The 17387-nt window shown below is 31.0% G+C and carries 15 protein-coding genes, 1 tRNA gene and 1 pseudogene; 2 read left to right on the top strand and 15 right to left on the bottom strand.

Annotated elements, in window-relative coordinates; genetic code table 11:
* Positions 1-22: 22 nt before the first annotated feature.
* Both CSPT_RS05480 and CSPT_RS05485 read right to left on the bottom strand, forming a co-directional pair.
* Complete coding sequence (locus tag CSPT_RS05480; RefSeq protein ID WP_089182677.1) at positions 23-574, bottom strand: hypothetical protein; 552 nt, start codon at positions 572-574, stop codon at positions 23-25.
* A 1-nt stretch (position 575) separates the two neighbouring features.
* Complete coding sequence (locus CSPT_RS05485; RefSeq protein ID WP_089183323.1) at positions 576-2969, bottom strand: molybdopterin-dependent oxidoreductase; 2394 nt, start codon at positions 2967-2969, stop codon at positions 576-578.
* Between the two features lie 418 nt (positions 2970-3387).
* On the opposite strand from CSPT_RS05485, the gene CSPT_RS09350 reads away from it, so the two are divergent.
* Entirely contained in the window at positions 3388-3789 is a 402-nt protein-coding gene (locus tag CSPT_RS09350; RefSeq protein ID WP_255410848.1) for a winged helix-turn-helix domain-containing protein, read from the top strand.
* Here the strand turns inward: CSPT_RS09350 and CSPT_RS05495 are convergent.
* From CSPT_RS05495 to CSPT_RS05555, 13 genes and pseudogenes are all read right to left on the bottom strand, one after another.
* Positions 3751-3824 (bottom strand) — tRNA-Arg (locus CSPT_RS05495). The genes CSPT_RS09350 and CSPT_RS05495 overlap by 39 nt on opposite strands.
* Before the next feature lie 67 nt (positions 3825-3891).
* On the bottom strand, positions 3892-5967 hold the full coding sequence (gene fusA, locus CSPT_RS05500) for an elongation factor G (RefSeq protein ID WP_033916218.1): 2076 nt from the start codon (positions 5965-5967) through the stop codon (positions 3892-3894).
* 12 nt (positions 5968-5979) lie between these two features.
* The gene (gene rpsG / locus CSPT_RS05505) at positions 5980-6450 is read right to left on the bottom strand and encodes a 30S ribosomal protein S7 (RefSeq protein ID WP_033916219.1); all 471 of its coding nucleotides are present in this window, start codon (positions 6448-6450) and stop codon (positions 5980-5982) included.
* Between the two features lie 84 nt (positions 6451-6534).
* Positions 6535-6915: a 30S ribosomal protein S12 gene (rpsL, locus tag CSPT_RS05510; protein WP_033916220.1), complete on the bottom strand. Its 381-nt coding sequence runs from the start codon at positions 6913-6915 to the stop codon at positions 6535-6537.
* Between the two features lie 105 nt (positions 6916-7020).
* The gene (gene nhaA / locus CSPT_RS05515; protein WP_089182678.1) at positions 7021-8214 is read right to left on the bottom strand and encodes a Na+/H+ antiporter NhaA; all 1194 of its coding nucleotides are present in this window, start codon (positions 8212-8214) and stop codon (positions 7021-7023) included.
* 75 nt (positions 8215-8289) lie between these two features.
* Positions 8290-9168 (bottom strand): carbon-nitrogen hydrolase, encoded by an 879-nt coding sequence (locus tag CSPT_RS05520; protein WP_089182679.1) that lies wholly within the window; start codon positions 9166-9168, stop codon positions 8290-8292.
* Positions 9169-9190: 22 nt separating this feature from the next.
* Positions 9191-10069 carry a cation diffusion facilitator family transporter gene (locus tag CSPT_RS05525; protein ID WP_089182680.1) on the bottom strand — a complete coding sequence of 293 codons (879 nt, stop codon included), beginning with the start codon at positions 10067-10069 and terminating at the stop codon, positions 9191-9193.
* 3 nt (positions 10070-10072) lie between these two features.
* A complete protein-coding gene (locus tag CSPT_RS05530) occupies positions 10073-11056 on the bottom strand; it encodes an agmatine deiminase family protein (RefSeq protein WP_089182681.1) in 984 nt (327 codons plus the stop codon).
* Positions 11057-11331: 275 nt separating this feature from the next.
* Positions 11332-11766, bottom strand: a pseudogene (locus CSPT_RS09510) (methyl-accepting chemotaxis protein); the annotation flags it as partial.
* Positions 11767-12317: 551 nt separating this feature from the next.
* Entirely contained in the window at positions 12318-13400 is a 1083-nt protein-coding gene (locus CSPT_RS05540) for a PDC sensor domain-containing protein (protein ID WP_089182682.1), read from the bottom strand.
* Positions 13401-13568: 168 nt separating this feature from the next.
* Positions 13569-15449: a molecular chaperone DnaK gene (gene dnaK / locus CSPT_RS05545; RefSeq protein WP_089182683.1), complete on the bottom strand. Its 1881-nt coding sequence runs from the start codon at positions 15447-15449 to the stop codon at positions 13569-13571.
* Positions 15450-15476: 27 nt separating this feature from the next.
* Positions 15477-16034 carry a nucleotide exchange factor GrpE gene (locus tag CSPT_RS05550; protein ID WP_089182684.1) on the bottom strand — a complete coding sequence of 186 codons (558 nt, stop codon included), beginning with the start codon at positions 16032-16034 and terminating at the stop codon, positions 15477-15479.
* Complete coding sequence (locus CSPT_RS05555; RefSeq protein WP_089182685.1) at positions 16031-16819, bottom strand: HrcA family transcriptional regulator; 789 nt, start codon at positions 16817-16819, stop codon at positions 16031-16033. Before CSPT_RS05555 ends, CSPT_RS05550 begins: the two co-directional genes overlap by 4 nt.
* A gap of 286 nt (positions 16820-17105) precedes the next feature.
* On the opposite strand from CSPT_RS05555, the gene CSPT_RS05560 reads away from it, so the two are divergent.
* Positions 17106-17351, top strand: coding sequence for a helix-turn-helix domain-containing protein (locus CSPT_RS05560; protein ID WP_033915852.1), 246 nt, complete (start codon positions 17106-17108; stop codon positions 17349-17351).
* The last annotated feature ends 36 nt before the right edge of the window (positions 17352-17387 follow it).

Below are 17387 nucleotides of genomic sequence, written 5' to 3' on the forward strand. Positions count from 1 at the left end.
AGGGCTAAATTTAGCCCTAAATCTACTCTTCTTCTTTTGCAAATCCATCTTTTGCATGAGATTCTAAAAATCTTAAAATTCTAGATTTTTCTTCATCATTTATCTTTGCAAAATACTGCATAGCTGATAAATAAGCATCCCACTCATTCATTAAATGCTCGCTTGGATGATGTCCTGCATGGCAACTTGTACAAGTATCATAATAAACTAATTCTATTTCTTCCCACGCTGGATATTCTCTATCAACCAAATCTGAACTTTTTACCAAAAATTTATCTCCGTTTTTTGCAGTAGCATTATCAAGTTTTAAAAAGCTTGATAGTGGAGTATTTGTATTTTTATCATTTTTATAAACTAAAACACTCTTATCTGCACTACTTGTAACACCATTTACTTCTATCAAAGATAATTCTCCTTGATTTTTTATAAGCTTTACAGGGGTTCCTTCATAAATTTTACCTACAACTTCATTTGTTTTTGGATCTATTAAATCTGTTGTTATGTTATAAATCCACATATTTTTTCCAAAAGCTAAGCTACTTAAAATCGCTAATAAAAATATTGTTTTTTTCATACTACGCTCCTTTTACCACCGGTAGTTTTATGCCCTTATAAGGCTTAACATCAACTTTTTTGATATTTGCTAGGCAAGTATTTGCAGTTGTAGCTTGTGCCATTGTTGAAGTTGAAATAGAATTTGTTAAAACATTTACATGACCTGCGTTACATCTTGGATTATCCAAACTCTCAGGATCATACCAAACACCTTCTTGGATAGAAATAACTCCGCTCATTATATCATCACTTACAACAGCCCCAGCTAATAAACTACCGCGATTATTAAACACTTCGACAGTATCTCCATTTTTAATGCCTAACTTTTTAGCATCATTGCTATTTATTAAAACTGGCTCTCTATTGCCTACCTTATAAAGTTTTCTTACAAAACAATTATCAAGTTGAGAGTGAATTCTATAAGTTGGATGTGGACTTACTACATGGAATGGAAATTCTTTTGTTTTTTCTTTATCACCCAGCCACTCATCAGGCTCTAGCCAAATTGGATGACCTTTAAAATCATCTAGTTTATAGCTATCAAATTTATCAGAAAAAATTTGAAGTTTGCCTGTTTCGGTTCTTAGTTTATTGTTTATAGGATCAGCCCTAAAATCAGCATGTCTTACATACTTATAAGCACTCTCATCAGGAGTAAAGCTTAAAAATCCTTTTTCCCAAAACTCTTCAAAACTCATATAATTTGGGCAATCACTTCTATCGTAAAAGCCTTGAATTCTCTCCATTTTTGTTTTCCCACCTGTAAATTTACGGTGTTCTCTAACGCCAACCATTTTTGCCATTTCTTCAAAAACATCATAGTCATCTCTTGCCTCATAAAGCGGCTCGATAACTTTTCTCATAGCATAAACATAATCTTGCGAATAACTTCCACCATAGCTTATATCATCTCTTTCTAGCGTAGTTGTAGCCGGTAAAACTATATCAGCCATCTTAGCAGTTGGTGTCCACCAAGGCTCATGAACTATCACGGTATCCAAAGTTCTTAAAGCTTTAATTAAAGAATTTGCATCTGGCTGATGCCCCAAAGTATTTGCACCTACATTATAAAAAATCTTAACATTTGGATATGTTAATTCGCCACCTTTAAATTTGATTTTTTTGCCTGGATTTAAAATGGCTTCACTTATCCTTGAAGCCGGGATTTTAGCTCTAACTTTATTTTTGCCTTGCGGAAGACCTGCTGGAAGCATAACTCCACTTGATGCTTGACCACCACCTGAGTAGTGCATAGAAAAACCAAATCCTCCACCAGGAAGCCCGATTTGTCCTATAAAAGCAGCTAAAACCATCAAAGTCCAGTCTGCTTGTTCGCCGTGATGAGCTCTTTGCATAGCCCAGTTTCCTGCTAAAAATGTTCTATTTTTTACAAAAGTATCCGCTAGAGCTTTTATAACACTTTCTTCAACGCCTGTAATTTTACTAGCCCAAGCAGGTGTTTTTTCTACTTTATCTTCTGTTTTTCCTAGTAAATAAGGTAAGAATTTATCAAAACCATAAGTATAATTTTGGATGAAATTTTTATCGTATTGATTTGAAGTATAAAGATAGTGCATCATACCCAACATCAAAGCTACATCAGTATTTGGGCGGATTTTGATCCACTTTGCATTTAATTTTTTGGCAATTGGCGTAAGTTGTGGATCAATTGTAATAAATTTTATTTTTGATTTTGCGTATTTATCATAGTATGGGTTATTTGCTCTGTTTGCAACCTTAAAATCAATTTGATTACATTTTAAAATATCAGCACCCCACATAACATATACTTGAGTGTTATCTAGTATAACTTCATGAGCTGTTTGAAGTGAATAAACTTCTAAATCTCCAACTATAGTTGTATTTACTTTACCAGCTGCACCGTTACTATGCTCGCCATCCATAGTAATTGCACCACCAATTACTGTATTAAAAAATCTTCCTGCAGTTGCAGAACAGTTATGAAGAAGTCCTGGATGACCCCATCCACCATAACTTGCATTATAAATTTCATCTGGTTTTACGCTTTGAAGTTTTTCTAAAACTAACTTAATCGCTTCATCCCAGCTAACTCTAACAAACTCTTCTTTGCCGCGAAGTTCTGGCTTTGAGTTTGCTTTTATGCCTTTTGCTTCAAGATAACTTTTTCTTACGCATGGATACTTTATCCTAGTAGGATTATAAACTCTATCTATCCACGCCTCGCTCCAAGGAATTTTAGGATCTTTATCTGAAATTTGTGGAGTAATTTTTACTAATTTTCCACTTTCATCAACTTCTCCAAAAAATGCCCCTACATTTGAAGCAGTCGGAATGCTTTTTAGCTTTTTTTCGCCTGCTAAAAGCGGATTTGTAGATAATACAGCACCCGTAACACCTGCTGCTTTTAAAAAATTTCGTCTATTCATACAAATAATCCTTTTTTGTTGATAATAAAAATATATCATAACATACATTTTCATCTAGTTTTCATTATTATGCTTATATTAAACTTAAATATTGTAAAATACTAACCGAAATAAAGGAAATAAATTGGTAAATTTAAAAAATTTAAATTTAATATTAGTTGTTGATTGCAAAAAAACAATTGAGAAAGCAAAACAAAATAGAAATAAATTTAACAATTTACTTATCAAAAATAGAGATAATTTTATTGAAGCTTTTTTAAATTCAAACACAAATATTGACATTATAATTTTAGATTTAGATTATGTATCAAGTATAAATTTATCTCCTATAATTAATATGAATAAAAATCAACAATTCATATTTTTAGCCAGCAAAAGACAAGTTTATATTAAATTTTTAAATGAATTTAATGGCGGAAGTTCTATGATTTTATTTAAACCAATAAAATTTAGTGCTATATTAGATAATATAATACTTATATTTAAAAACAATGATAAAAAACTTACAAAACTAACAAAACAAATAAGTATAGATTTAAAAACCGAGAAAATATTCGAAAATAAAAACGAAATTTTTTTAAGCCCAATAATGCATAAACTAATTATTCTATTTAGTGCAAATTTAGGATCTATAGTTACATTTGAAATGATAGAAGAATGTGTTTATAATACACAATATGTTACAAAAATAACAATACAAAATTTAGTAGGAAATTTAAGAAGAAAATTAAATCTTAATATTACAAATATATATGCAACAGGATATGTATTAAATGAATATAAAATATGTCCTCAGCGAGATTCGAACTCACGGCCTCAAAATTAGGAATTTTGTGCTCTATCCAGCTGAGCTATGAGGACAAAATATTTAAAATGTATATTTGAGTTTAAAAGTCAAAGGATTTAAAAAATCCTTTGACACGATTATTTAACCATTTCTTTTTTTAATGATTTCTTCACTAACATTTTTAGGAACTTCATCATAATGGTCAAATTCCATTGAATATGTAGCACGACCTTGAGTTTGGCTTCTTAAATCTGTTGAGTATCCAAACATCTCTGAAAGTGGGCAGAATGCATCTATAATCTTATTTCCTCCGCGTTCACCCATGTTATTTACTTGACCGCGGCGTTTATTTATATCTCCTATAACATCACCCATATACTCTTCAGGAGTTTCTATCTCAACTTTCATAATAGGCTCTAGTATAACCGCACCTGCTTTTCTAGCACCCTCTTTAAAGCCCATTGATGCAGCAAGTTTAAATGCCATTTCAGAAGAGTCAACCTCATGATAACTTCCATCAAATAGTGAAACTTTAACATCTTCAACTGGATATCCAGCTAAAACACCGCCTTGCATAGCTTCTTGGCAACCTTTATCAACAGCTGGAATATACTCTTTTGGAACAACACCGCCTTTAATCTCATTTACAAACTCATATCCACTACCTGGCTCCATTGGCTCAAGGCGAAGATATACATGTCCATACTGACCGCGACCACCAGATTGTTTTGCATATTTATACTCTTGTTCAACTGTTTTTCTTATAGTCTCTCTATAAGCAACTTGCGGTTTACCAACTTCAGCCTCAACTTTAAATTCTCTTAACATTCTATCTACTATGATTTCAAGATGCAACTCACCCATACCAGATATGATTGTTTGGCCGCTTTCTTCATCTGTTCCAACTCTAAAACTTGGATCTTCTTGAGCAAGCTTTTGAAGAGCTATACCCATTTTTTCTTGGTCTGCTTTTGTTTTTGGCTCAACTGCAACACTAATAACAGGATCAGGGAATTCCATTCTCTCTAAAATAACTTTATCTTTTTCACTAGCTAGTGTATCTCCAGTTAAAGTATCTTTTAAGCCAACTATAGCACCTATCTCACCAGCATAAAGCTCTTTTATCTCTTCACGCTTATTTGAGTGCATTCTTAAAATTCTACCAATTCTCTCTTTTGTGTTTTTAACCGTATTATATACATAGCTTCCACTTTCAAGTTTACCACGATAAACACGAACGAAAGTAAGTTGACCTACAAAAGGATCTGTCATAATCTTAAATCCAAGTCCAGCAAACTCTCCATCATCTGTTGAAGGAACAGTTACTTCTTCTCCATTTTCATAAACACCTTTTATATCAGCAACTTCATCTGGAGCTGGTAGATATTCAACTACCGCATCAAGAAGCGGTTGAACACCTTTATTTTTAAAAGCAGTTCCACAAAGCATTGGAACTAAACTAAGACTCAAACAACCTTTTTTTATACCTTCTTTTATTTCTGCTTCACTTAACTCTTCACCGCCAAAAAATTTCTCTAAAAGCTTATCATCTGTTTCACAAACAGATTCTATCATCTTAGCACGATATTCTTCGGCTTTTTCTTTTAATTCTGCTGGAATTTCTTTTTCAACATAATTTGTTGGTACCTTATCATCTTCCCAAACATAAGCTACCATTCTTACAAGATCAACTACTCCCTTAAAATCATCCTCAGCACCAATTGGAATTTGGATAGGAATAGGATTAGCTTTTAATCTATCTTTTATTTGTTGTTCAACATTATAAAAATTTGCCCCAACTCTGTCCATTTTATTTACGAAAACTATTCTTGGAACACGGTATTTATTCGCTTGTCTCCAAACTGTTTCACTTTGTGGTTGCACGCCACCAACAGCACAAAATACAGCAACAGCACCATCTAAAACTCTCATTGATCTTTCAACTTCGATTGTAAAATCAACGTGGCCTGGGGTGTCTATAAGATTAATCTGATGATTTTTCCAAAAACATGTTGTCGCAGCAGAAGTAATTGTTATACCACGCTCTTTTTCTTGATCCATCCAGTCCATTGTGGCTGTACCCTCATGAGTTTCGCCTATTTTATGACTTATTCCCGTAAAAAATAGTATTCTCTCACTTGTTGTTGTTTTTCCCGCATCAATGTGAGCTGCAATACCTATATTTCTAACCATGTGAAAAGGTGTTTTTCTTGCCATTATTTCTCCTTATTACCAGCGGTAATGAGCAAATGCTTTATTTGCCTCAGCCATTTTATAAGTATCTTCTTTTTTCTTAAATGAAGCACCTTTTGAATTTGCAGCATCCATTAGCTCGTAAGCTAATTTTTCTATCATAGTTCTTTCGCTTCTTTTTCTTGAAAACGAAATCAACCAACGAATTGCTAAAGCTTGTTGTCTAGCAGGACGAACTTCTATTGGAACTTGATATGTAGCACCACCGACACGGCGTGATTTAACCTCCATAACAGGTTTTACATTTTCAATAGCATTGTTAAAAACATCTATACCTTTAACTTCGCCACCTTTTTTGTCTATAAGAGCAATAGCACCATACATAATCTCAGTTGCAACTGCCTTTTTACCATCGTACATTAATGAATTTATGAATTTAGTAATGATTTTGCTGCCATAAATTGGATCTGGCATAACTTCCCTAACAAGGGCTTTTCTTCTTCTCATTTTTATTCCTTCAAATTTGTGATTAAATTTTACTCAAACATTACTCAAAAAAATAGTAAGTCTGTTAAAATAAACTAATATTTATTATTTGCTATCTTTTGGGCGTTTAGCGCCGTATTTAGATCTAGAAACAGTTCTTTTAGCAACTCCAGCAGTATCAAGAGCTCCACGAACTATATGATATTTAACACCAGGTAAGTCTTTAACACGACCGCCACGAACAAGTACTATTGAGTGTTCTTGTAGGTTGTGTCCTTCACCACCTATATAGCTAATTACTTCAAAGCCACTAGTAAGTCTTACTTTGGCAACTTTTCTAAGAGCTGAGTTTGGTTTTTTAGGAGTTGTAGTATAAACTCTCGTGCAAACTCCTCTCCTTTGAGGACAATCTTTCAACGCAGGAGATTTTGATTTCTCAGTAATTTTCTTGCGTCCTTTTCTAACCAATTGATTTATGGTTGGCACATTACTTCCTTTCATCATTAATTTTTTAATCAGAAAATCGATTATATTTAAAATTGACTTAAAAGAAGTTAAAAAAGCCTTTGAAATATCAAAGGCTAAATAATTTTATTTATGATTTTTGGGAGAACCGTCTGGATTGTTACCAAAAACTCTAGCTACTATATAACCAACTACACCAGATACAACAGAGGCAAGCAAAATGGCCAATTTATCAGTTTGATGATATCTTAAAGGATCTGGTAGATAAGCAAGATTAGCAACAAAAAGTGCCATTGTAAAACCAATGCCACATATTATTGCTATACTATATAATTGTTTCCAAGTAGCATTTTGCGGTAATGTTGCAAATTTAAGTTTAATAACTATGTAGCTAAATAAAAATACTCCAAATTGCTTTCCAAAAAATAATCCGGCAAAAATACCTAATGGAACAGGACTTAAAAGATAATTTAATGACATGCCTTGTAAATTTATCCCGGCATTCACAAACGCAAATATCGGCAAAATAAGGAAATTTACAGGTATAGAAAGAGAGTGTTCCATCTCTTTTAACATTGAAGTGCCGTTATTTTCATTATAAATTGGTATTGTAAATCCTGCTATAACTCCAGCTATAGTTGCATGAACTCCAGAGTTTAATACACAAATCCAAAGAATAATACTAAATAAAATAAATATACCCTTACTATTAACACCTTTTTTTGATATCAATATAAGTATAAGAGTACATACCAAAGCACCAATTAAAAAAGCAAAATTAAGGCTAGTAGAATAAAAAAGTGCAATTATGACTATAGCACATAAGTCATCCATTATGGCAAGTGTTAAGATAAAAATCTTAAGACTTGATGGAATTCTTTTGCCCAAAATAGCAAGAACGCCGACTGCAAAAGCAATATCTGTTGCTGTTGGTATAGCCCACCCACGCATAGCAAACTCATTGCCCCAGTTTATGATACTAAAAATAATAGCAGGAAAAATAACTCCCCCAAGAGCGGCAAAACTTGGTAAAAATACTTGTGAAAAATGTCTTAATTGACCCTCTATCATCTCTCTTTTTAACTCTAAGCCAATAGAAAAGAAAAATATAGCCATCAAGGCATCATTTACCCAAAATTCAAATGGTTTATCTAATACATAATCGCCAACACCAATAACTACAGGAAATTCTAAAACAAAATGATAAAAATTATGCGTCAAAGATGAATTTTGAAAAATTAGAGCTAAAATAGTAGCAATAAGTAGCAATACACCGCCGGTTGTTTCACTTTTAAATATTTTTTTTACAAAAGTTGTCAAATAATTTCCTTGCGTAATTTTGTAGTAAATAAAAAGCAATTCTACAATTTTAAGCTTAAGCAATTATTAAAACAATCAATCCACAAAACGCTTTGTTATATTAAAGTAACTATCAATTCTTCTATCTCTTAAAAACGGCCACCACCTACGCACATTTTCAGATCTTATCATATCTATTTCAACTACACTTGAAAGCTCATCTGTGCTATTTGAACTAAATAGCTCCTCTCCTTGCGGACCAAAAGCAAAGCTATTTCCCCAAAACCTAATTCCACTATCTTTTCCATCGCTTTCAAAGCCAACTCGATTTACCGTAACTACTGGAACTCCATTTGCTACAGCATGACCTCTTTGAACTGCTATCCATGCATCAAGTTGACGTTTTTTCTCATCATCCGTATCATTATCAAACCAACCAATTGCAGTCGGATATATCAAAATTTCTGCACCACTTAAACACATAAGTCTAGCAGCTTCAGGATACCACTGATCCCAACATACTAAAACTCCTAATTTTCCAACACTTGTTTGTATTGCATTATAACCAAGATCTCCTGGCGTAAAATAAAACTTTTCATAGAAATTTGGATCATCTGGTATATGCATTTTTCTATATTTTCCAGCTATTTTTCCATCACTATCAAAAACAACGGCACTATTGTGATAAATTCCAGCTGAGCGTTTTTCAAAAAGAGAGGTTACCAAAACTATTTTATACTCCCTTGCAACATTTGACCAAAAAGTCACATCACTTTCATAATCATTTGCCAAATCAAAAAAATCTACATTTTCACTTTGACAAAAATAAGCTCCTTGATGAAGCTCTTGCAAAACAACCAAATTTGCACCATTTTTTACAACTTGCTCTATAAGAGAAACTGTTTTTTCTATAGTCGCAGTTTTACTACCGCAATACTCGTGTGAAATGATACCAACTTTTAATATTTTTGACATTTTTAAACCTTTTTATTTATTGCTAATTTGAATCATCTATTGGATCAAAATGTAAATTTATAATCCATGAATAACTATCGTATTTTGTTTGTATATAATGCTCCACTTCATCGCCTATAGCATGTGCTTTTGAAAGTGAAATTCCTGGATGAAAAACCATATGTATATAAAAAAAACAGGTTTTTGCACTTTTTCTTGTTCTTAAATCATGAAAATCAGTAACATCGTCTCTTGAAATAATAAATTTAGTTATATCATCTACTATATTTTCATCTATAGCACCATCAAGAAGAGTATAAATGCCTTCTTTTATGATTTTTATAGCGCTAAATACTATGTAGATACTTACAATGATACCAAAAATAGCATCTATTATCGTAAGACCTGTAAATTTGATAATTATTAAAGTAATTATAATTGCTAAATTTGTCAAAAAATCAGTTTGATAATGCAAGGCATCTGTTTTGATGATAAGATTGCCACTTTTTTTAGAAACAAAATTAAGATAAAGTATTAAAATACCTGTAATTACAAATGATAAAATCATCACATATAAACCAACATCGATATTAAAATCATGGTTTTTAGCATAAAACTTTTGGATACTTTGAATACAGATAAATATACCAATACCGATTATAAATGCACCTTCTAAAAGTGCTACCAATGCTTCTAATTTGCCATAACCAAAATTAAATTTATCATCTGGCCCTTGTTTTGATTTTCTAAGCGCAAAGTAGTTAAATCCAGAAATCAAACAATCAAGCATTGAGTCAATTGCTGAGCTTAAAACAGAAATAGAACCGCTCATAAGTCCCGCAATTAGTTTTATAATGGCTAGCAAAACAGCGGTTGTTCCAGCTACAATAGGAGCTGTTTTTTCTAATTTCTCAGCACTCATCTTTTATCTTTTTCCTAAAAATCTATTTTGAGAAGAACAGTGTAAAGAGCCATTTTGTCTTATAAATACAGTTGCATCAACACCTATAATTTTTCTACCCGGCAACGCTTTTTTAAGTGTATTTATAACAATTTCATCATTTTTATCATTATAAGTTGGCACTATCAAAGCTTCATTTATAAAAACAAAATTTGCATAAGTTGCACCTAGTTTTTTACCATTATAAAATTTAGGCTGTGGTAACGGTAATGGAATTAGCGTAAATTCAGTTTTTCTTAACTCCCTTTGCATATCTAAAAGTGCCTTATATTCATTGTCATTTGGATTTTCACTAATTGAGTAAGCAATGGTATCTTCATCTATAAATCTAGCCAAAGTATCTACATGAGAATCGGTATCGTCACCATCTATAAATCCATTTTCAAGCCAAATAATTTGCTGTAAGCCAAAAATATTTTTAAGCTCTATATCAAGCTCATCTTTACCCATAGAACTATTTCTATTCTTGTTTAATAAACACTCTTTTGTTGTAAGCATTACACCATTTCCGTTAAAATCTATACTGCCTCCTTCAAGTATAAGATTAATCTCTTTTAACTCGGTTTTAAAATAATTCTCAAAAAGAATTTTATTTACATTATTATCAAGACTAGAATTAAATTTATTGCCCCAAGCGTTAAATTTAAAATCATAACTTATAATTTTATCGCCATTCATAATATCTATAGCACCATAATCTCTAATCCAAGTGTCATTTGTAGAAATTTGCATAAAATCAACATTATTAAATTTAGAAAATCTTTGCTCAAAAATATTTGAATTTGGGGCTACCAAAAGAACTTTTTGATAAGGAATAATAGCTTTTACAAAATTTTCATATGAAAGTAAAATTTCATCTAAATACTCATTCCAATCGCTATTTTCATGAGGTAAAGAAAGCATTATAAGCTCTTGCTCTTCCCACTCTCCAAAAGCTCTTTTTGTCATTAATCATCCTTAAAAATTTTTGTGAATTATAGCATATTTGTTTATCAATAAAATTAATTTTTGATAAACAAAAACAAAGTATTTAAAATGCAGTTTATTTCCAAATTTCAAATTCTAAAATTCTATATGTCATATTTATCACAACCATAAGTGAAACTAGAGTAGCTGGAGTTGATTTTGAAAAATTGTATAAGAAATTAAAAAAAGCTTTTAGTGATTTAAATTTAGTATAAACACTTAGATGTTAGAGTTTTCTCTAACATCTAAATTTATAATTAAAACTTATTCTTCCTTACACTATCAACTATATCTTTAGACATAGTATCAAGTTCTTTTGTGATAGTAAATGTATTATTAGCAATATTAACATTTTCTTTTGTTAAAGCATCTACATCAGCTACAGAGTTATTTATCATAGATATTGCTTCAGTTTGTTCTCTAATACTTTCACTCATCTCATTTATTGATTGAGTTAAAACATTTACATTAGCTTCTATTTCAGTTAATGACTTACCAGTTTTTTCTGCTAGTTTTCTAACTTCATCAGCAACAACAGCAAATCCTCTTCCTGCTTCTCCAGCTCTTGCTGCTTCTATAGCAGCATTAAGTGCTAGAAGGTTAGTTTGCTCTGATATATCTTTTATAATAGTTATAACATTTTTAATCTCTTCACTTTGAGCTATAACTTCTGTTGTTTTTTGATTAATTGAGTTCATTGAACTACTCATCTCTTCAACAGCAGCTGCACTTTCTTCAAGTGAACTGGCTTGTTTTTTAGCTGAAGCTGTTATTTGATCTACTGCTTTAGATAATAGATCTGATTTTTGTTGTAAGCTTTCTGCTTGAGATAGATTTTGTTTAAGCATATTTGATATTTCATTGCCTAGATTATTACTATGTGATGCAACAGCTGCATCATCATCAAGTCTTTGAGTGAAATCATGTTTAGAGTAAGCATCAAGAAGATCTAAAAGTTTTACTCCATTTTTAGCAATTTTTTCACTTAATACTTTTTCTAAATCTATAAATTTACCTTTTAAAGTATTTAAAGCAGGATTATTAGTTTGAGCATTACTAAACTCAAATGTAAAATCACCATCTTTTATTCCTTCAATAAACTCATCAGCTTTTTGGATGAATATTTTTTCAGCTTGGATGTTTTGTTTTGTAGCCTCAATATCGTCGTCTAATAATTTTTGCATTATGCAAATTTCATCATTACCCTTTGCATTAAATTTAGCTACATCTTTTGTTTTATGTTTCAAGAAATCAAAGAAAATTTCAAGACCATTTGCAGTGATAGTAATTCTTTTTGATAAGTGTTTTGAGTATAAAATATCGGGATACAAAGCAGTATTAAAAACACTAATCCCAAAATAATCATATTATTTCTGAGTTTTTCTACTTCTTTTACTCTTTCATCTTTCATAGTTACAACCATTGTTGCCCAAGTTGTATCTATATCTCTTATTTTAATCGGCGTAACATCAGTTATCATATCACGATTTCGTACATCTGAGTGGTATGTTACTTTCGTATGTTTGCCATTTTCTAGAATTTTTCTTACTTGTACTAATTCATCATCTGCTGTTTCAAGTGATTTTCCTAGCATTTCTTTATTTTTATGAGTTACGAAATTTCCTTCTTGTGATATTATAGACACAAAACCGCTTTCTAAAATTTTTGTTTGTGCTAAATTTTTGTTTAATTCTTCAAGTGATATATCACAACCTATAACGCCAATGAACTCGCCGTTTAGCTCTATTGGCACAGAAAAAGTTGTAATCATAACTTTTTGAGCATTTATCTCATAAAAATATGGCTCAGTAACTATTGGTTGACGAAGTGATTTCGCACGAGAGTAAAAATCATCACTTCTAAATTCATCACTTGCTTTATCTAGCTTAACATCACTCCCGCTTCTTGTAGCATAGACTGCGTAATCGCCATATTTTGTATGAGTTATGTCGCCAGCTTTTAACTCATCTATAGGGTAGTATTTGCCATTATCTGCATGAAACCAAGCTCCAACTAATTCAGGATATGATTTTAATGTTTCTAAAAGTAAATTTTCTATCTCTTGTGGTCTAAGTGGGTTATTTTGAGATATTGGTATAGAAACTGCATTTGAAAGTGTTTTTGCAACATTTACTGGCGTATTTAAAATAGCTGTTGTAGCTTTTGAAATTTCTTGTGATTTAGTCATCATCAACTCATCCATATCTTGCGAACTTATGCTATAAACCCTGTTTGATGATATTGCAATAAGTGCTATAAGAACAATAAAAACTAGCCCAAGATTGATAAGTAACATTTGAGTTAATATTTTAAATTTAGTTAACATTTTTTATCCTTTTTGTTAATAAATTTTTAATTTTTATTATACACTATCTCCCCCCCCCCAGTTGTCAAGAAGTTTCATTTAAAAATAGTTAAAAATTGAATTTAATGAGTAAATTTATAAAATAAGGTAACAAATATAAATTTCAAGGGAAAGCTCCCTTGAAAAATTTTATTCAACTTCTGCGTCTATAACATCATCATCTTTTTTATCTGTTTTATCTGATGATTGGTTATTTGAATTGTCTTTGTTTTTATACATACTCTCGGCAAGCTTATGACTAACCTCGCTTAATGCTTTAACTTTTGCATCAATTTGATCTTTTGAAGCATTTTCATCTTTTAAAGTTTCTTTAAGATCATTTAAAGCTGCTTCGATTTTTGCTCTATCTTCAGCTGGAATTTTTTCACCAAGCTCATCTAAACTTTTTTGAGTTTGATGAGCTAGGGCATCAGCGTTATTTCTAGCTTCAACTGATTCTTTACGTTTTTTATCCTCTTCTTTGTGAGCCTCTGCGTCATTTACCATTTTATTTATCTCTTCTTCGCTAAGACCGCTTGAGCCAGATATAGTGATATTTTGTGCTTTGCCTGTTGCTTTATCTTTAGCTGAAACAGTTAAGATACCATTTGCGTCTATATCAAACTCAACTTCTATTTGCGGAACGCCTCTTGGTGCAGGTGGAATGCCCTCAAGGTTGAATTGTCCTAAAGATTTATTATCTCTACTAAATTCTCTCTCGCCTTGTAAAACATGGATTGTAACAGCGCTTTGATTATCATCTGCAGTTGAGAAAACTTGGGATTTTTTAGTTGGAATTGTAGTTCCTTTTTCTATAACTTTTGTCATAACACCGCCCAAAGTTTCGATACCAAGACTTAACGGCGTAACATCAAGAAGTAAAACATCTTTTACATCTCCTTTTATAACAGCGCCTTGAATAGCAGCACCAATTGCGACAACTTCATCAGGATTTACAGATTTGTTAAGATCTTTTCCAAATGCTTTTTTAACTTCATCTTGAACTAATGGAACACGAGTTGAGCCACCAACCATAACTACTTCTTTTACATCTGATTTATCTAAACCAGCCTCTTTTACAACTTTATTTAAAGTTGTAATTGTCTCAGCAACCAAAGAATCAATCATGCTTTCAAATTTAGCTCTTGTTATAGTTTTTGTAAGGTGTTTTGGGCCAGTTGCATCAGCTGTAATAAATGGTAAATTTATAGTTGTTTCCATCGCACTTGAAAGCTCTTTTTTAGCATTTTCAGCTGCTTCTTTTAATCTTTGAAGTGCCATAACATCACTTTTTAAATCTATTCCGCTCTCACTTTTAAACTCGCTAACTAAAAAATCTATCAGTTTATTATCAAAATCATCACCGCCTAAAAACGCATTACCGCCAGTTGAAAGAACCTCAACAACATTATCTCCAGTTTCAAGCACAGTAACATCAAATGTTCCACCGCCCAAATCATAAACAACTATTTTCTCGGCTGTTTTTTTATCTAATCCATAAGCAAGTGCGGCTGCAGTTGGCTCGTTAACTATTCTTAAAACATTAAGCCCTGCGATAGTTCCTGCTTCTTTTGTAGCTTTTCTTTGACTATCATTAAAATACGCTGGAACTGTGATAACCGCATCTACAACTTTTTCTCCCAAATAGCTTTCTGCGTCTTCTTTTAGTTTCATTAAAACTTTAGCAGAAATCTCTTGAGGAGTGTAAATTTTGCCATCTATATCTATAGCGCAAGCACCATTTCTATCTACAATTGCATAAGGAAGCCTGTTTTTTGCCTCTTTTGCATTTGGCTCATTCATCATAAGACCCATTATCCTTTTTATAGAATAAATAGTCTTTTTAGGGTTTGTAACAGCTTGTCTTTTTGCTGTATCTCCAACTAAAATTTCACCCTTATCTGTAAAAGCAACCACAGAAGGAGTTGTGTTTTTACCTTCTTTGTTTGGTATAACTTTACTTTCTCCATGCTCATAAATAGCAACACACGAATTTGTTGTTCCTAAATCTATTCCTATAACTTTTCCCATTTTTTAACCTTTCATTAATTTTTAAATTTATTTTACAACTACAACCATAGATGGTCTTAAAATCCTATCTTTGTATTTATATCCTTTTTGATAAACCTCTACTATATCACCACTTTCTTTACCTTCTACTTCTATAATGTTTATAGCATTATGAAGCTCTGGATTAAATTTACTATCTGTTTTTATAGGCGTAATACCATATTTTTCAAAGTTTTTCATAAATAAAGATATTGTCATTTCAACTCCATCTTTTATGTTCTTGGCAAGTTCATTTTGAGATACATCCATTTTTATAGCCATTTCAAGAGCATCTAAAACAGGAAGTAAATCCCTCGCAAAGCCTTCATTTGCAAACTCAACTGCTACAATTTTTTCTTTTTCCATTCTTTTTTTAATATTTTCAAAGTCTGCAACAGTTCTTATAAATTTAGCCTTTAACTCGGCTAATTCATCATTTTCAACTACTTGCTCATCTTTAATATCTTCTTTTTCAAGATTTTCAAAACTTATATTTTCATCATCATTAAAATTTAAATTTTCATCTAAATTTTGCGTGTTTTCTCGTTCTAATTTTTCTTCATTCATGCCACATCCTTTAAGTTTTCAAAAAATTTATCATAATCATTATAAACACTTCCTAAACATATCATTGTAGATTTTTCATCTTCAAAAATAACATTTCTTTTAATTGCCATAAAACCTTCATTTCCATTTGGTATAATATAAATACTGTTTTTTATATATTTTAAAATATTGCAATCAAGCATAAATTTAAACTTGTCATCTTTAAAAATATCAAATAGCATAAATTCATTATCTCTAAATAAAATTTTAGATGTTTTTAGTTGATTTATTTTTTTTCTAAGCTCACTAGCTCCTATTTGCATACAGAATTTTTCTAATTCATCCAAATCAATGCCAACTAAATTTAATAAAAGTTTATATATTTTGATATTAAATTTTAAAACCAGTTCTTCGCCATCAAAATCAAGTATAATAAATTTATCTCTATAATTAACAACATCTTTTAGAATTTGTTTTTTATTTTCAAAAATTATGCAATAAATTCCAAAATTTTTAATCAAAAAACTGAGTGCATGCTTATCATTTATAACAAGCGATTCATCTAAATTTAATATACTTTTCCAATATTCATTCATAGCACAAACCGTAGGGATTCTACCTCCGCTAATATGAAGTTGTGTTATAGCTCCCTCGTCGCTAAGTTTTTTAAAATAAACTCTAATCGTAGATGGCGGAATACTTTCATTAATCTTTAAGCACAACTCATTTGAGCCAACTGGAGTATTGTCGCTTAGATACGACTTTATAATGGATTCAAGTATAAAATCTCTTTTATTTATTTTCATTATCTAGCACTCTCTAACTTTAATTGCTAGTGATATTATACAACATTGAGTGGTTATTTGTCAAGTATTTTAACCTAATAAAATATATTTAATTTTATTTAGTAAATATGACTAAATGCAAAATAATGTATATATTATAATTTTTTTCGTATAATAATAACTAAATATATTATATTTAATACTATTAAAATTATTTATAATGTATTTTATATTATATTTATACAAAATATATAAATTTATATAATATTTAATGCATATTTAATAATATAATCTGTATAATTTCTAGATGATTCAAACAAATGATATCTTTAACCTGTTGCATAACGCAGTAGAATCAAAATATATGGGTAAAAAAATTTCGCATGCACAAATGGCTAAAAAACTTAATGTGTCTATGAGAACATATCAAGATTGGAGACTTGGAAACTCAAAACCACAAGCAGTTCAAGCAGCTTTTGAAATGCTTTGCGAACTTGAAAAAGAAGATATTATGTATGTGTTATCAAAAATAAAAAAAGGACTAAAAGAGTAATGCAAAAGCTTACAAGTAAAGAAAAAATGGAACTAT

Origin of the sequence: Campylobacter sputorum subsp. sputorum, assembly GCF_008245005.1 — a bacterium.
In the GTDB taxonomy this organism is placed as follows: Bacteria; Campylobacterota; Campylobacteria; order Campylobacterales; family Campylobacteraceae; genus Campylobacter_F; species Campylobacter_F sputorum.

What these genes read in the sequence shown, in the direction of transcription:
- CSPT_RS05480 (WP_089182677.1), bottom strand. Translation starts at nt 574, where the DNA reads ATGAAAAAAACAATATTTTTATTAGCGATTTTAAGTAGCTTAGCTTTT.
- CSPT_RS09350 (WP_255410848.1), top strand. Translation starts at nt 3,388, where the DNA reads ATGATTTTATTTAAACCAATAAAATTTAGTGCTATATTAGATAATATA.
- fusA (WP_033916218.1), bottom strand. Translation starts at nt 5,967, where the DNA reads ATGGCAAGAAAAACACCTTTTCACATGGTTAGAAATATAGGTATTGCA.
- rpsG (WP_033916219.1), bottom strand. Translation starts at nt 6,450, where the DNA reads ATGAGAAGAAGAAAAGCCCTTGTTAGGGAAGTTATGCCAGATCCAATT.
- CSPT_RS05520 (WP_089182679.1), bottom strand. Translation starts at nt 9,168, where the DNA reads ATGTCAAAAATATTAAAAGTTGGTATCATTTCACACGAGTATTGCGGT.
- CSPT_RS05525 (WP_089182680.1), bottom strand. Translation starts at nt 10,069, where the DNA reads ATGAGTGCTGAGAAATTAGAAAAAACAGCTCCTATTGTAGCTGGAACA.
- CSPT_RS05530 (WP_089182681.1), bottom strand. Translation starts at nt 11,056, where the DNA reads ATGACAAAAAGAGCTTTTGGAGAGTGGGAAGAGCAAGAGCTTATAATG.
- CSPT_RS05540 (WP_089182682.1), bottom strand. Translation starts at nt 13,400, where the DNA reads ATGTTAACTAAATTTAAAATATTAACTCAAATGTTACTTATCAATCTT.
- dnaK (WP_089182683.1), bottom strand. Translation starts at nt 15,449, where the DNA reads ATGGGAAAAGTTATAGGAATAGATTTAGGAACAACAAATTCGTGTGTT.
- CSPT_RS05550 (WP_089182684.1), bottom strand. Translation starts at nt 16,034, where the DNA reads ATGAATGAAGAAAAATTAGAACGAGAAAACACGCAAAATTTAGATGAA.
- CSPT_RS05555 (WP_089182685.1), bottom strand. Translation starts at nt 16,819, where the DNA reads ATGAAAATAAATAAAAGAGATTTTATACTTGAATCCATTATAAAGTCG.
- CSPT_RS05560 (WP_033915852.1), top strand. Translation starts at nt 17,106, where the DNA reads ATGATTCAAACAAATGATATCTTTAACCTGTTGCATAACGCAGTAGAA.